Origin of the sequence: Pararoseomonas sp. SCSIO 73927, assembly GCF_037040815.1 — a bacterium.
In the GTDB taxonomy this organism is placed as follows: Bacteria; Pseudomonadota; Alphaproteobacteria; order Acetobacterales; family Acetobacteraceae; genus Roseomonas.
This window is the reverse complement of the sequence record NZ_CP146232.1, coordinates 1965747-1981631: the sequence shown is the minus strand read 5'-3', so window position 1 is coordinate 1981631 and position 15885 is coordinate 1965747. Positions and strand designations below refer to the sequence as shown.

At 71.6% G+C, this 15885-nt stretch carries 11 protein-coding genes; 8 read left to right on the top strand and 3 right to left on the bottom strand.

Annotation, left to right across the window (positions count from 1 at the left end; translation table 11 throughout):
* Window positions 1-165 precede the first annotated feature (165 nt).
* The 7 genes from VQH23_RS09430 to VQH23_RS09400 all read left to right on the top strand — a co-directional run bounded on the left by VQH23_RS09430 (window position 166) and on the right by VQH23_RS09400 (window position 8255).
* The gene (locus tag VQH23_RS09430) at window positions 166-969 is read left to right on the top strand and encodes an ABC transporter ATP-binding protein (protein ID WP_338665381.1); all 804 of its coding nucleotides are present in this window, start codon (window positions 166-168) and stop codon (window positions 967-969) included.
* Window positions 966-2870, top strand: a complete 1905-nt coding sequence (locus tag VQH23_RS09425) for an AMP-binding protein (protein ID WP_338665380.1) — start codon at window positions 966-968, stop codon at window positions 2868-2870. The genes VQH23_RS09430 and VQH23_RS09425 overlap by 4 nt, the downstream gene beginning before the upstream one ends.
* A 2-nt stretch (window positions 2871-2872) precedes the next feature.
* Window positions 2873-3766, top strand: coding sequence for a branched-chain amino acid ABC transporter permease (locus VQH23_RS09420; RefSeq protein ID WP_338665379.1), 894 nt, complete (start codon window positions 2873-2875; stop codon window positions 3764-3766).
* A gap of 4 nt (window positions 3767-3770) precedes the next feature.
* Entirely contained in the window at window positions 3771-4838 is a 1068-nt protein-coding gene (locus VQH23_RS09415; RefSeq protein ID WP_338665378.1) for a branched-chain amino acid ABC transporter permease, read from the top strand.
* A gap of 62 nt (window positions 4839-4900) precedes the next feature.
* Entirely contained in the window at window positions 4901-6184 is a 1284-nt protein-coding gene (locus tag VQH23_RS09410; RefSeq protein WP_338665377.1) for an ABC transporter substrate-binding protein, read from the top strand.
* Window positions 6184-7023: an ABC transporter ATP-binding protein gene (locus tag VQH23_RS09405; RefSeq protein WP_338666080.1), complete on the top strand. Its 840-nt coding sequence runs from the start codon at window positions 6184-6186 to the stop codon at window positions 7021-7023. The genes VQH23_RS09410 and VQH23_RS09405 overlap by 1 nt, the downstream gene beginning before the upstream one ends.
* Window positions 7020-8255, top strand: a complete 1236-nt coding sequence (locus tag VQH23_RS09400; RefSeq protein WP_338665376.1) for an AMP-binding protein — start codon at window positions 7020-7022, stop codon at window positions 8253-8255. The genes VQH23_RS09405 and VQH23_RS09400 overlap by 4 nt, the downstream gene beginning before the upstream one ends.
* 276 nt (window positions 8256-8531) lie before the next feature.
* On the opposite strand, the gene rpoD is transcribed toward VQH23_RS09400, so the two are convergent.
* Window positions 8532-10451, bottom strand: a complete 1920-nt coding sequence (gene rpoD, locus VQH23_RS09395; RefSeq protein ID WP_338665375.1) for an RNA polymerase sigma factor RpoD — start codon at window positions 10449-10451, stop codon at window positions 8532-8534.
* A 306-nt stretch (window positions 10452-10757) separates the two neighbouring features.
* On the opposite strand from rpoD, the gene VQH23_RS09390 reads away from it, so the two are divergent.
* Window positions 10758-13082 carry a DNA topoisomerase gene (locus VQH23_RS09390; RefSeq protein ID WP_338665374.1) on the top strand — a complete coding sequence of 775 codons (2325 nt, stop codon included), beginning with the start codon at window positions 10758-10760 and terminating at the stop codon, window positions 13080-13082.
* Window positions 13083-13182: 100 nt separating this feature from the next.
* Here the strand turns inward: VQH23_RS09390 and VQH23_RS09385 are convergent, their stop codons facing one another.
* On the bottom strand, window positions 13183-14295 hold the full coding sequence (locus tag VQH23_RS09385; protein ID WP_338665373.1) for an SDR family oxidoreductase: 1113 nt from the start codon (window positions 14293-14295) through the stop codon (window positions 13183-13185).
* Window positions 14296-14426: 131 nt separating this feature from the next.
* On the bottom strand, window positions 14427-15785 hold the full coding sequence (locus VQH23_RS09380) for an MFS transporter (RefSeq protein WP_338665372.1): 1359 nt from the start codon (window positions 15783-15785) through the stop codon (window positions 14427-14429).
* Between the last annotated feature and the right edge of the window lie 100 nt (window positions 15786-15885).

Below are 15885 nucleotides of genomic sequence, written 5' to 3'. Positions count from 1 at the left end.
GGGCTCGGCAGCACCTTCTCTGCACGCCCCGCCAACGACGCGAGTTCCCTTGCCTGCATCCTGATCCGGGCAGCCCTTCGTCCGGACGCCGGGACCATCCCCCTTGCTTAATGGGGAGGGGTCCAGCCATGGTAGGCGCAACAAAGAATTTGAGGGAGCGTTCGGGTGGGCGAGCACGCGCCGATCCTGCGGGCGGATTCCGTGTCCCTGCGCTTCGGCGGCATCAGGGCGCTGACGGATCTGTCCTTTGCCGTGCAGCAGGGCGAGGTCTTTTCCGTGATCGGCCCGAACGGCGCCGGCAAGACCTCCATGCTCAACCTCGTCTCCGGGCGGTACCGGCCGACGGAGGGGCGGATCCTGTTCGACGATCAGGACATCACGCGGATGCGGCCGAACCGGCGCGCGGCGATCGGCATCGGGCGGACCTTCCAGAACCTCGCGCTGTTTGGGCACATGAGCGTGCTCGACAACATCATGGTCGGCCGCCACCACCTGCTGCGCTCCGGCTTCCTCTCCGGCATGGCCTACTGGTTCGGCGGGGCGCAGCAGGAGGAGCTGGCGCACCGGCGGGAGGTCGAGGAGATCATCGACTTCCTGGGCATCCAGCACATCCGCAAGGCGCAGGCCGGCACCCTCTCCTACGGGCTGCGCAAGCAGGTGGAGCTGGCGCGCGCCGTCGCGCTGCGGCCGAAGCTGCTGCTGCTGGACGAGCCGATGGCCGGCATGAACCTCGAGGAGAAGGAGGAGATGGCCCGCACCATCCTCGACCTCAACGAGGAGTGGGGCATGACGATCCTGATGATCGAGCACGATATGGACGTGGTGATGGACATCTCGCACCGCGTCATGGTGCTGGATTTCGGCCGCAAGCTGACGGAGGGGCGGCCGGAGGAGGTGCTGGCCCACCCGGAGGTGCGCCGCGCCTATCTCGGCGAGGACGACGCGGTGCCGGAGACGGTGGAGGCATGAGCGCCCCTCACCGGGCGCCCGAGGACACGCTGCCCCGCCTTCTCCGCCGCAACGCCCGCGCCCATGGCGGCGAGGTGGCGTTGCGTGAGAAGGCTTTCGGCATCTGGCGCTGCTTCACCTGGGCCGAGTACGAGGCACGCACCCGGGCCATCGCGCTCGGGCTGCGATCCCTGGGCGTGGACGGGGAGTCGGTGATCGGGCTGATCGGCGACAACCGGCCGGACTGGGTGATGGGGGAGATCGCGGCCCACGCGCTCGGCGCCCGCTCCCTCGGCCTCTACCGCGACGGGCTCGAGGACGAGGTGGCCGACCTCCTGCTCCGCGCCGGCGCCACGGCGGTGATCGCGGAGGACGAGGAGCAGGTGGACAAGCTCCTTAACATCGCGGAATCCGTGCCGTCGCTGCGGCACATCATCTATTCCGACCCGCGGGGGATGCGGAAGTACAGCGATCCCCGCCTGCTGCCCATGGCCGACCTCGTTGCGGCAGGAGAGGCGGCGCACGCGGCGGACCCGGCGGCCTGGGACGGGCTGGTGGACGCGACGGATGGCGAGCGCTGCGCCGTCCTCTGCACGACATCCGGCACCACCGCCCGCCCGAAGCTCGCCATGCTCTGCGGCCGCGCGCTGGTGCGGCACGCCGAGACCTACCTGGCGGCCGATCCGAAGGGGCCGGGGGACGAGTACGTTTCCGTGCTGCCGCTGCCCTGGATCATGGAGCAGATGTACGTCTTCGGCTTCGGGCTGGTGGCGCGGATGCGGGTTTCCTTCGTCGAGGAACCCGAGACGACGATGGCCGACCTGCGGGAGGTCGGGCCGAGCTTCGTGCTGCTGGCCCCCCGCGTATGGGAGACGATCGCGGCGGAGGTGCGGGCGAAGGTGATGGACGCCTCCCCCCTCAAGCGCCGGGCCTTCGACTGGGGCCTGAAGCTGGGGCTGGCGGCGCAGGCAAAGGGGCGGCGGTCCCGGCTGGCGGACCTGCTGCTGTTCCGCGCCCTGCGGGACCGGCTGGGCTTCACGCGCCTGACCTCGGCGGCCACGGGCGGCGCGGCGATGGGGCCGGACACCTTCCGCTTCTTCCAGGCCATGGGCGTGCCGCTGCGCCAGCTCTACGGCCAGACGGAGCTGCTGGGGGCCTATACCCTGCACCGGCCGGAGGCGGTGAGCCTGGATACGGTCGGCGTGGCCTTCGAGGGTGTCGAGCTTCGGGTGCTGGACCCCGACGCCAACGGCGTGGGCGAGATCGTCACGCGGCACGGCAACATGTTCAGCGGCTACCACGGCGTGGTGGAGAACTCCGACATCCGGGACGGCTGGCTGCACACCGGGGATGCCGGCTACTTCGACAAGGACGGCCAGCTCGTCGTGATCGACCGCGTGAAGGACATCGCGACGACCGAGCGCGGGGAGCGGTTCAGCCCGCAGTTCATCGAGAACAAGCTGAAGTTCAGCCCCTACGTCGCGGAGGCCGTGGTGCTGGGCGACGGCCGCCCGCATCTGGCGGCGCTGATCTGCATCCGCTTCCCCATCGTCTCCAAGTGGGCGGAGCGGAACCGGATCGCCTTCACCACCTATTCCGACCTTTCGGCCCGCCCGCAGGTGCTGGATCTGCTGCGGGGCGAGGTGGAGAAGGTGAACGCCACCCTGCCCCCGGCACAGCGGATCCGCGACTTCGTGCTGCTCTACAAGGAGCTGGACGCGGATGACGAGGAGCTGACCCGCACGCGAAAGGTCCGCCGCGGCGTGATCAACCGGAACTACGGCGGGATCATCGACGCGATCTACGCCGGCGAGGAGGCGATCCCCGTGGACACCACCATCACCTTCCAGGACGGCACGAAGCAGCGGGTACGGACCACCCTCCGCGTCGCCTCCATGAACCGCGTGGCGGAGGCGGCCTGATTATGGGCGGGTCCTTCCTCCTCCAGCTTCTCGTCAACGGGCTGATCGTCGGCGCGCTCTACGGCGTGGTCGCGATGTCCTTCGTGCTGATCTACAAGGCATCCCAGGTGGTGAACTTCGCCCAGGGCGAGTTCCTCCTCGTCGGCGCCTGGGTGTGCTGGTGGTTCCTGACGGAGTGGCAGCTGCCCTTCGCGGTCGGGTTCCTCTTCACCCTCGTCTTCATGACGCTGTTCGGGATCATCCTGCAGGCCGTGGTGCTGCGGCCCCTGATCGGGGAGCCGGTGATCAGCGTGATCATGGCCACCATCGGGCTGGGCATCTTCTTCCAGGCGCTGATGAAGTGGATCTTCGGCGTCTTCGCCAAGCCCTTCCCGGCGGTGTTCGCGACCGAGCGCGTCTCCGTGCTGGGGCTGGAGGTGCAGTCCGCCTACCTGCTCTCTCTCGGCATCTCCCTCGCCATCATGGCGGGGTTCGGCTGGTTCTTCCGCTACTCCCGCCACGGGCTGGCCATGCGGGCCACGGCCTTCGACCAGCAGGTGGCGCAGTCGCTCGGCATCTCCGTTCCCCGCGTCTTCGCCATGGCCTGGGCGATCTCCGCGGCCGTCTCGGCGGTGGCCGGCGTCACGGTTGGCATGGTGAACGGCGTCTCCGCGGCGCTCTCGGTCTACGGCATCAAGGTCTTCCCGGCCGTCATCCTCGGCGGGCTGGATTCCGTGGTGGGCGCGGTGCTGGGCGGGCTGATCGTCGGCGTGCTGGAGAACCTGGCGCAGTACGTGGACAGCGAATGGCTGAACCTCGGCAACATGTATCAGGTGGCGCCCTTCTACGCCCTGCTGCTGATCCTGCTGATCAAGCCCTACGGGCTGTTCGGCACGAAGAACATCGAGCGGATCTGACCCCATGGCCGTTCTCGCTCCCACCGGCGACTTCCGCACGAGCTACCGCGCGGACACGACGATCTTCCCGACCTTCGGGAGCCGCGCTGCCCTCTGGGTCGGGCTGGCGCTGCTCTGCCTCGCGCCGCTGGTGCTGGACCGCTACCTTCTGGGGCTGCTCATCAACATCGGCACGCTCGGCATCGCGGCGCTGGGGCTGAACATCCTCGTCGGGTTCAGCGGGCAGATCAGCATCGGGCACGCCGCCTTCTTCGGGCTCGGCGCCTTCGCCTCGGCCTGGCTGCACGAGCGCTTCGGGATACCCGTGCTGCTCTGCATCCCGCTGGCCGGGGTGATCGCGGCGGCGGTGGGGCTGATGTTCGGGGCACCGGCCGCGCGGCTGAAGGGCCTCTACCTCGCAATCGCGACGCTGGCCGCCCAGTTCATCCTGGAGGACTTCTTCGCCCGCGCGCAGTGGTTCACCGGCGGCGTCTCCGGGCGGATGACGGAATCCCCCACCCTCGGCGGCTTCGCCTTCGACCGGGAGGAGAGCTACTTCTACCTCGTCCTCGCCTTCGTCGTGATCATGTTCGTGGCCGCCGCCAACCTGATGCGCACGCGGGACGGGCGGGCGCTGGTCGCGGTGCGGGACCACTACCTCTCCGCCGAGATCATGGGCATCAACCTCGCCTATTACCGCACCCTCTCCTTCGGGATCGCGAGCTTCTACGCGGGTGTCGGCGGCGCGCTCTACGCGCACCACCTCCTCTTCGTCTCCGTGGAGGCCTTCAACATCCTCTTCTCCATCCAGTTCCTGGGGATGGTGATCATCGGCGGGCTCGGCTCCATCATGGGCAGCCTCATGGGCGCGGCCTTCATGGTGGCGCTGCCGGAGGTGGTGCAGTCCGGGGCGGACCTGCTCGCGGGCGGCGCGCTGGACCGGGCGCTGAAGATCGGCGGCAACATCTCCTTCCTGCGGGAGATGGCGATCGGCGCCGCGATTATCCTGTTCCTGATCTTCGAGCCGGATGGGCTGGCCCATCGCTGGAAGCTTATCAAGGCCTACTGGAAGCTCTACCCCTACTCGCACTGAACCCATTCTTAGCGACGACGAGCCGCGGAAAGCGGCCGGCAACAACAGAGGGAAACGGACGTATGAAGGCACTCCTCGCCCTGGCGGCGACCATTGCGATCGCGGCGCCGGCGGTGGCGCAGCAGCGCATCCCCGTCGGGCACCTGATGGACAATTCCGGCGCCACCTCCGACGTCGGCGTGCCCTATGGCCAGGGGGTGGCGGACACGCTGGCCTGGGTGAACCAAACGCGCCAGGGCGTGGGCGGCCGCCAGTTGAACGTGCTGGGCTTCGACTACGGCTACCAGGCGCCGCGCGCCGTCTCCCAGTACCAGGCCTGGACGGGCCGGGAGCGGGTGGTGGCCATCCAGGGCTGGGGCACGGCGGACACGGAGGCGCTGGTGCGCTTCGTGAACCGGGACCGCATCCCCTTCATCTCCGGCTCCTACTCTGCCGCGCTGACGGATGCGGGCGGCAAGTCCGGTCGCGCGGGCGTGGAAGCATCCCCGTACAACTTCTTCTTCGGCCCCTCCTACTCGGACGCGCTGCGGGGGATGCTGCGCTGGGCGGCGGATGACTGGAAGGCGCGGGGACAGTCCGGCCGGCCGAAATACGTCCACATGGGCGGCAACCACCCCTACCCGAACTCGCCGAAGGAGGCGGGGGAGGCCATGGCGCGGGAGCTGGGCTTCGACGTGGTGCCGGCGATCCAGTTCGCCCTCGCTCCCGGCGACTACACCGCGCAGTGCCTGACGCTGCGCCAGCAGGGCGTGAACTACGCCTATCTCGGCAACACCGCCGGCTCCAACATCTCCGTGCTGCGCGCCTGCCAGGCGGCGGGGGTGCAGGTGCAGTTTATGGGCAATGTCTGGGGCATGGACGAGAACGCCATGAAGGCCGCGGGCACGGCGGCCAACGGCGTGGTCTTCCCCGTGCGGACGCAGGTCGTCACCGGGCAGGACGCGCCGGGGATGGAGGCGATCCGGGCAATCAGCCGTATCTCCGACCCCGCCGGCACCGCCTACCGCCCCGTCCACTATCTCGCCGGCGCCTGCGCCGCGATGCTGATGGTGGAGGCGATGGACACCGCCGCCGCCAATGGCGGGCAGGTGACGGGCGAGCGCATCCAGAAGGCCTTCTACGAGCGCACCAATTGGGTGCCGCGCGGCTTCGAGGGCGTCTGCACCCCCTCCACCTTCACCGCGGAGGACCATCGCGGCACCATGCGGGTGGCGATCTACCGCGCCGTGGTCACGGGCGACACAGCCCAGGGCTCGGTGGGCGAGCTGATCCGCGCGGGCACGATGCGGCTGGAGCCTGTGACGACCGTGGAGCTCGAGCGCAAGCGCGAGCTGCTGGGCTGGTGATGTTGGACGCCGCGCAGCAACCCTCCCCCACCCCGGCGGCGGCGGTCGCGACGCCGCTGCTCGAGGTGGCGAACATCGAGGTCGTGTACAACGACGTCATCCTCGTGCTGCGCGGACTCTCCCTCGCGGTGCCGCAGGGCAAGATCGTGGCGCTTCTCGGGGCCAATGGCGCCGGGAAGTCCACCACGCTGAAGGCCATCAGCGGCCTGCTGAAGACCGAGGAGGGCGAGGTCACGCGCGGCGAGGTGCGCTTCGCCGGCGAGCGGATCGACGGCATCGACCCGCATGAGATCGTCCGGCGCGGCATCTTTCAGGTGATGGAGGGGCGCCGGATCATCTCCGACATGACCTGCCTGGAGAACCTCCGCCTCGGCGCCTACACGCGCCGGGACAACGAGGTGCGGCAGGACATCGAGAGGGTTTACGAGTTCTTCCCCCGCCTGAAGGAGCGCACCGGCCTCGCCGGCTATCTCTCCGGCGGGGAGCAGCAGATGCTGGCGATCGGGCGCGCGCTGATGGCGCGCCCGAAGCTCATCCTGATGGACGAGCCCTCCATGGGCCTCTCCCCCCTGCTGGTGAAGGAGGTGTTCGGCATCATTCGCCGCATCAACGCCGAGCTCGGGGTGACGATCCTGCTGGTGGAGCAGAACGCGCGCATGGCCCTCTCCGTCGCGGATTTCGGCTACGTCATGGAAGGGGGCAAGGTCGTGCTGGACGGCACGGCGGCCGACCTCGCCTCGAACGAGGACGTGAAGGAGTTCTACCTCGGCGGCCACGGCAAGGACCGTCGCTCCTTCCGGGGCCTGAAATCCTACAAGCGCCGGAAGCGCTGGCTGTGACCGGGCACTTCGACGACCTGGAGACCCGCCCGCCGGAGCGGCGCGAGGCAGAGCTGATGGAAAGCCTGCCCTTCCTGCTGGCCCGCGCCGCCGCCGGCTCCGCTCACGCGGCGCGCACGCTCTCCGGCTTCGCGCCGGAGGACATCGCCTCACGCGCGGCGCTGGCGGAACTGCCCGTCACCCGCAAGTCGGACCTGATCGCGGCGCAGGCGGCAGACCCGCCCTTCGCCGGGCTGAACGGCGTGCCAATCGGCAACCTCGCCCGCATCTTCGTCTCCCCCGGCCCGATCCACGAGCCGCAGGGGCGCGGCGCCGACACTTTCCGCTTCGCCCGCGCCCTGCACGCCACGGGGCTGCGGGCCGGCGACGTGATGCAGAACTGCTTCGCCTACCACTTCACCCCCGCCGGCTTCATGCTGGAAGGCGGGGCGATGGCGCTGGGCTGCCCCGTCATCCCCGCCGGTACCGGCAACACGGAAGCCCAGGCGGGCGCGATGGCCCGCCTGCGCCCCCGCGCCTGGTGCGGCACGCCGGACTTCCTGCGGATCGTCCTGGAGCGGGCGGACGCGATGGGGCTGGACACCTCCTCCCTCCGCTACGGCCACGTCTCCGGCGGCGCCTACCTGCCCGCCCTGCGGCAGTGGTACGGGGACCGCGGCCTCACCGTGCTGCAATCCTACGCCACCGCCGAGTGCGGCGTGATCGCCTACGAGAGCGAGGCGCGCGAAGGCCTGATCCTCGACGAGGAGGTGATCGTCGAGATCGTCCGCCCCGGCACCGGCGACCCCGTGCCGGAGGGCGAGGTGGGCGAGGTGGTCGTCACCGTCCTGAGCGAGGCCTACCCCCTCATCCGCTTCGCCACCGGCGATCTCTCCGCGATCATGCCGGGCCCCAGCCCCTGCGGCCGCACCAACACCCGCATCCGCGGCTGGATGGGCCGCGCCGACCAGGCCGCGAAGGTCCGCGGCCTCTTCGTGCGGCCTGAGATGGCGGCGGCACTGGCGCGGCAATTCCCGGGCCTCGGGCGGCTGCGCCTCGTCATCTCGGCGGGGGAGGACGGGGACCGGCTGGAGCTGCGGGCCGAGGCACCCGAGGACCCGGCGCTGCGGGAGGCGCTGTCCACGGCCCTCCGCACCGTCGCCGGGCTGCGCGGCGAGGTGTCGCTGGTCCCGCCGGGAACGCTGCCGAACGATGGGCGCGCGGTGGACGACACGCGGCCGGTTCCGGCCTGATCCTGCCGCGTCCGGTCCGTGGCCAGGGAGAGGAAGAAGGAATTCTTCCTCTCCCCGGACCCCTCACCATCATCTTTCTCTAGGAGTTGGTCTCTCTCGGCTGACGGTGCGCCTCGGGTCGATGACCCGAGGCGACTGCAAAGGCAGGAAGAGGCCCGTCACGCAGAGACCCCGTATCAGGACGGCGCGGCGGCAGCCGGATGGGGGTCCAGGGGCCTCAGGCCCTTGGCGGGGGGTTCCAGGGGGCAGCGCCCCCTGGTCCCGGACAGCGCCGTATCAGACCCCGTCGAGGAAGCTGCGGAGCTGCTTGGAGCGGGTGGGGTGCTGCAGCTTCTTCAGCGCCTTCGCCTCGATCTGGCGGATGCGCTCGCGGGTCACGTTGAACTGCTGCCCCACCTCTTCCAGGGTGTGGTCGGAGTTCACGCCGATGCCGAAGCGCATCCGCAGCACGCGCTCCTCGCGCGGGCTCAGCTCGGACAGCGCGCGGGTCGCCGCGTCGCGCAGGCCGGCATGGACCGCGACGTCGAGCGGCATGACGGCGTTGTCGTCCCGGATGAAGTCGCCGAGGTGGCTGTCCTCCTCGTCGCCGATCGGGGTTTCCAGGCTGATCGGCTCGCGCGCGATCTTCTGCGCCTTCACCACCTTGTCCACGGGCAGGCCCAGCTTGGCGGCCAGCTCGGCCGGCGTCGGCTCGCGGCCCAGCTCGTGCATCATCTGGCGGCTGGTGCGGTTCAGCTTGTTCACCGTCTCCGTCATGTGGACGGGCACGCGGATGGTGCGCGCCTGGTCCGCGATGGCGCGGGTGACGGACTGGCGGATCCACCAGGTGGCGTAGGTGCTGAACTTGAAGCCGCGGCGGTACTCGAACTTGTCCACCGCCTTCATCAGGCCGATGTTGCCCTCCTGCACGAGGTCGAGCAGCTGCAGGCCGCGGTTCGTGTACTTCTTGGCAATGGAGATCACGAGGCGCAGGTTGGCCTCCGTCATCTCCTTCTTCGCCCCGTTCATGTCGCGCTCGCCCCGCGCCACCACGGCCTGGACGCGGCGGAACTCGTCCACCGGCATCCCCGCATCGGCGGCGATGGTCAGGATCGCGGATCGGGCGGCCTCGGCCGCCTCGGCGTAGCGGGTGGCCAGCGCCATCCAGCCCTTGCCCTTGCGGTTGGCCAGCCCCGCGATGAAGTCGGGGGAGGAGCCGCTGGCGCGGTACACCGCCAGGAAGTCGTCGCGCTTCACGCCGGCGCTCTCCGCCACGCGGAGCAGCCGGCCCTCGGCGGCGGTAAGCCGCTTGTTGACCTCGCGCATGCGGTCCACGAGCTCGGCGATGCGGTTGGCGTGCAGGTGCAGCCGGCCGACGAGGGCCACCAGCTCTCCGCGCAGGCGGGTATAGTCCGCCGCATCCCCGCGCGAGAGGGAGGCACCCTCGGCATAGGCCGTCATGCGCTGGGCCTGGAGGCCGCGCAGCCCCTCATAGGCCGCCTCGATGGCGGCGAAGGCGGCCAGCGCCTCCGGCTTCACCTGCTGCTCCAACACGGAGGGGGAGACGGTGCCGGAGCTGCCCTCGGCCTCCTCGCCATCGTCCTCGCCGCCGCCGGCGGCGTCCTCCAGCGGTCCCTCGCCGGCGCCCGCGGTCGCCTCGAGGTCGAGCACGTCGCGGAGCAGCATGCGCTCCTCCCGCACGGCGGCGGCCCAGCCGAGGATGGCGTCCAGCACCAGGGGGGCCTCGCACAGCCCCTCGATCATCATGGCCCGCCCGGCCTCGATGCGCTTGGCGATCGCGATCTCGCCCTCACGGGTGAGAAGCATCTTCTCGCCCATGTCGCGCAGGTACATACGCACCGGGTCGGCGTTGATGCCGGTGTCGGCCTTGATGTTGCCGACGGCCTCCTCGTCCTCCTCCGCGGCCGCGCCCGGGCGGCTGGCGGCGGTCTCGCCTTCCTCGGCCTCCTCGGAATCCTCGCCCTCGGCCACCTCGACGCCGAGATAGGCGAGGACGCGCAGCGCGTCCTCGATGCGGTCAGAGGAGATCTGGTCGCTCGGCAGCGCGGCCTCGAGCTCGGCGTGGGTCACGTGGCCGCGGTTCCGGGCAATTTCCGCCAGCTGGCGCAGCGCCTGGCCCTCGGCCTCGGGCAGCGCGGCGAGGAGGGCCTCCTCGCGCTCATCCAGAACCAGTGCGCCCGCGTCCGTCGCCGCCATGCCAATCCCCTCCCGGAAACACCCGCAAAGAACACCCGCGCCCCCGGAGCACCCTGAGGAAGTGCTCTGCGCGGGAAGGCGCCCATCTGGGGCCTTCGCGCCCGAATGCCCAGACCTGTTTTGCGGCTCACCACCATTCCAGCCGCATTGCGGCCCCGCGCACTCTGCATTTGGGGCCGCTACCGGCGGTTGCGCCAGGGTAAATTTGGGGTGGCCGGGCGGTCCCAACAACCGCCCCGCAGGGAAGAAACGGCTGGGATTGGCAAGCCCGCTTCGGAACCTTTAGAGAACAGGCGAAGGGCTGCCATGACCGACCAGATCGTCATCACCGAGAAGACCAGCCAGGCGAAGGACGTGCGGGCCGCGGTGGGCGGCCGCTACGGCGCGATCCTGCCGGCGGAAGGGCATCTCTTCGATCTGGAAGAGCCGGAGGAGGTCTCCCCGGAGTGGAAGCGCTGGTCCCCGGTCCTGCTGCGGCCGGAAGGGCTCTACGCCACCAAGCCCGCCCGGGGCGGCAACAAGGCCTCCAAGCTCCAGGCCATCCGCGCCGCGCTGAAGGGCGCGAAATGCGTCTGGCTCGCCACGGACTGCGATCGGGAGGGCCAGCTCATCGGGCAGGAGATCCTGGAGCATCTGAAGTATCGCGGCCGGGTCATGCGGGTAATCTTCACCGCCCAGGATCCCCAGACCATCCGGGAGGCCTTCGCCCGGGCCAGGCCGAATGCCGAGTACGCCCGCCTCTACGCCGCCGCCGTGGCGCGACGGCAGGCGGACCAGATCTACAACCTCTCCCTCACCCGCACCGCCACCGTCACCCTGGCCCGCGGGGCGCGCACCGTGATCGGCGTGGGCCGGGTGAAGACGCCGACCCTGGCCATCGTGTGCCGGCGGGAGCTGGAGATCCGCAACTTCGTCCCCCAGGCCTATTTCGAGGTGGTGGCCACCGCCGAGGCCGCGGCCGCGGCCGGCCCCTTCCGCATGCGCCACGCGCCGAAGGAACGGATCCTGAAGCGCGAGGACGCGGAGGCGATCGCCGCGGTGGCGGAGAGCTTCGAGGGCCCGATCTCCGTTAAGGTAGAGGACAAGCGCCAGTCCCCGCCCCGGCTGCACGACCTGCCCTCGCTCCAGAAGCTCTGCGGCTCCCGTTTCGGCTGGTCCGCCGCGCGCACGCTGGAGGTGGCGCAGCAGCTCTACGACGGCGAGGGCAAGAAGGTCATCACCTACCCACGCGCCGAGACCCGCTACCTGCCGGAGAGCGCGATCCCCGACGCGCCGCGGATCGTGGCGGGGCTGCGCGCCGGGCGGTCCTTCGCCGAGGTGCCGGTGCCCGATCCGCCTGTGATCCGCCGCGGCGCCGGCGGCGCCTTCCACGACCGGGGCCTGGCCGGGGCCAGCCACCACGCCGTGATCCCCAACGTGAACACGGTGGAGACCCTGCGCGAGGTCTGGCCGCGCCTCTCGATCGACGAGCGCAAGCTGTTCGACGTGATCGCGCGCTCCTACCTCGCCGCCATGATGCCGGATTTCCGCTACCGCCAGACCACGGCGCTGCTGGACGTGCGCGGCCACGCCTTCCGGGCCACCGGGCGCCAGCCGATCGAGATGGGCTGGCGCGCCGCCTTCCCGAACTGGCAGCCGGCCGACGAGAAGGGGGAGGACGCCGCCCTCCTCCCCGCCCTGCGGGACGGGGAGGCGGTGCGCCTGCACGACGCCGCTGTGGAGGACAAGGAGACCCGCCCCCCGCCGCGCTACAACGAGGGCACGCTGATCGAGGCGATGCAGAACGCCTGGCGCTTCGTGGAGGACGAGGCGCTGCAGGAGCGGCTGAAGGAGGCCAAGGGCATCGGCACCCCCGCGACCCGCGCCGAGGTCATCAAGGGCCTCAAGGCGCAGGAGTTCCTGGCGATCGACGGCAAGAACATCGTGCCCACGGAGCGCGGCCTCTCCCTCCACGCCGTGCTGGAGCGCGCGGACCCGGCGCTGGTGGACCCCGGCGTGACGGCGCAGATGGAGCGCCTGCTGGACGAGGTGCTGGTCGGCCAGCAGGAGATGACGGGCGCGATCGACGCCGTCTGCGCCCAGGCCAGCCGGATCATCGGGCGGCTGCAGGAGGGGGCCGGGGCGATCGACCCCGCGCTGCTCGGCCCGGCGGGGGGCGGGGCAAGGAAGGCGCGCGGCGGGAAGCTGCCGCCCACCCCCGCCATGAAGCGCTTCGTGGAGAGCCTGGCCCGGCAGAAGGGGATCGAGCCGCCGAGCGGCTACGCCACCTCCGGCACGATCTGCCGCGCCTTCCTCGACCGGCACACCGGCAAGGCCGCCCCTTCCGACGCCGGCGAACCGGCAGGGACGGAGGAGAAGCCCCGCCCTCCCCGGCGGCGCGCCCCGGCAGGCCGGAAGAAGGCGGCCCCCGCGCAGGACGCGACGCGCCCCAAGAGGCCCCCGAGGCGTTCCCCGGCAAGGCCTGAACCGGCCACCCCCGCCACCGCCGTCGGGGAGGAGGAGACGCCGCTCCGCATCCCCTTCGGGAACAAGGAGGCGGCGCTGCGGCTGGGCGCGCGCTATCGCGCGGGCGGCTGGTACGCGCCGCCCGGCACCGAGCTGAGCGGCTTCCGGGAGCGCGGTTGGCTCTGACCTCCGGGGCCGGCGTTCCCTCCTCCGCGCGGCCGCCCCGGCCCGTCGAACCGGGGCGCGCCGTCATTCGGGCGGGACGGGCCTTGTCCGCCCGGCCGGCTCAGCCCCCGGCCGGAGGGAAGCGCGTGCCGGTCAGCTCCTCCGTGGCCGCCCATAGCCGGGCCGCGAGCGCCGGGTCGCGGGCGGCTGCCGGGACCGTTGCCAGGCCGAGCGGGCCGCTGATCTCGTTCGGCCCCGTCGGCCCGTAATAGGCGCCGCCCCGGGCCTCCGGCGCCGTGGCGGCGTAGAGGGTGGGCAGCGCGCCCTGGGCCGCGGTCTGCATCCGCTCCCGCATGCCCGACCACTGGCGCCCGGCCTCGCTGTCCAGCCCCGGCCCGCGCGCGACGAGTTCCGTCACCGCCACGCCGGGATGGGCCGCCATGCTCTGGACGCCCCAGCCCGCGGCCTCGCTGCGCCTCTGCAGCTCGATCGCGAAGATCAGGCAGGCCAGCTTCGACTGGGCATAGGCCGTGAAGCCGTCATAGGCCCGCGCGGATTGCAGGTCCTCGAGGTCGATCCTGCCGCGGTGGATGGCGATGCTGGAGAGGGTGACGACCCGGGGCGCGCTGCCCCTGCGGAGCAGGGGGAGCAGCCCGGCCGTCAGGACGAAGTGCCCGGCGTAGTTGGTGGCGAACTGCATCTCCATCCCGTCGGCGGAGGTGCCGCGCTCCGGCGGCGCCATGATCGCGGCGTTGTTGATCAGCCCGTCGAGCCGCGGCAGCGCCCCGCCGAGACGGGCGGCCAGCGCACGGACCGAGGCGAGTTCGGCCAGGTCCACCGCCTCGAACCCGAGCTCGGCCCCAGGGACCTCCTGCCGGATCCGGGCGATCGCCTCCTCCCCCCGCTGCGGGTTGCGCGCCGCGATCACCACGCGGGCCCCGGCGGCGGCCAGGGCCCGGGCGTCCTCGTACCCCATGCCGCTGGTCCCGCCCGTGACGAGGAAGATGCGCCCGCGCTGGGAGGGCATCTCGGCAGGGCTCCAATCGGGCTTCGGCGCGACCTGTGCCGCCGCGCCGCCCGGCGCGCCCTGTGCCATCGCGCCGCCCGGCGCGCCCTGTGCCACCGCGCCGCCCGGCGCGAGGCCGGCAGCCGCCAGCGTGCCGAGGGCGAGAAGGGCGGGCCGGCGCCCGAGGTGACGGGTCCGGCCGTCGTTCGTCAGCATCGTTCCGGTCATGGTGTCTGGTCCTCTGGAAGGGGTGTGTGCGGCGGGAGGGGGCGGGAGCTCGCCCACGCCGGTCGGCGCGGCTGTCCCTCGATCCCGGTCGGCACGGGGTTGCTCCGCCGCCCGCATGGGCGGCGGCTGCATCACGAAGCGGCCACGGCGCCGGCGTGCGTCGTCCGGTCCTCCGTCGCCGCGGCCGCCGGCGGCCCGGCGCGCCGCATCCGCGCGCGGCCGAGCCAGAGCCCGAGCGCGGCCCAGACCAGCGCCAGCGGCACGACCACGCCCACCAGCCCGGCAAGGGTGAGGCCCAGCCGCCCGAGCAGGCCCTCGGTCTGGGCACCGACGACGTCGCCGGCGCGGTAGACGAAGGTGTCGATCAGGGCCTTCGCCTTGTACTTGTCCTCGCGGTCCACCGCGGTGAATAGCGCCTCGCGCGCGGGCCGGGTAATGCCGCGCTGCACCGCGCGGGTAGTGGCCTCCAGCAGGACCAGCACCAGGAAGGACCCGTAGAGCGCCAGCCCGAGGAAGCCGAGCACGGTGACGGCGGGCAGGATCGCGAGCGCCGCGCCGAGGCCGAAGCGCCTGATGATCCGGCCGGTCAGGGTGAGCTGCAGCACCAGCACCGCGATCTGCGTCCACATGTCGATGCTGCCGAGGATCGCGGCGCGCGCATCGACGCTGTCCGACACCGCCGCGACCATCTGCAGGCGGGTGAAGTAGATGGTCGTCGCGACCACGGTCATCAGCAGGACATAGGCGGCGATGCCCGTCAGGTAGCGCGAGCGGAGCACCGCGCGCAGGCCGGCCCAGGCGCTGCCGCCGACCCGCTCGGCCTCGTCCGGGAAGGTGGGCGGGGCGGCCGGGTCGGGGCGGTCCGGGGACGATCGCACGAGCAGCCAGGCGGCCGCCACGGCGAGCAGCAGGAAGCCGGCCGCGAGGAGGAGCAGGCCGGGGGTGCCGAGCGGCCGCGCCAGCCCCGCCGTGAGCCAGGGCCCGAAGATGGCGCCGAGCGTGCCGCCGACCGAGATCGGGGCGAAGAGCCGCTCGCCCTGGTCGCGGGTGAAACGGTCCGCCATCAGCGCCCAGAAGACCATGACGACGAAGAGGTTGAAGACGCTGGACCAGACGTAGAACACCTGGCCGCTGCCCCGGCCGGTCGCCTCCGGCGCGAACATCAGCAGGGCCCAGAAGCCCGCGAGGCTCAGCGCGAAGAAGCCGTAGGTGGCGCCGATGAACTGCAGCCGCCGCAGGCGGCTGACGAGCCAGCCGAAGACCGGGTTCACCGCCAGCGTCGCCAGGGCGGTCCCGATGAACAGCCAGCGTATGCTCTCGATCCCGCGCTCCATCCCCAGCGCGTCCCGCGCGGGCCGCAGCAGCATCAGCGCCGTGAGCAGGAGGAAGAACAGCAGCCCGGCGAGCAGCACCGGCCCGGTCTCCCCTCGGCGGAGGTTGAGCAGGGCCGGCGGCAGGCCCGGCCAGCGCGGCGTCGTGGACGGCATCATGAAGCAGGGGTCCTCACCTGGGGCGGCCCGTTGGCCGGGATAGGCGTCGCGGGAAATCGGAGGCGGCCCGCGGGGCAGCCCCCCGCGGCGCGCGCCGGGC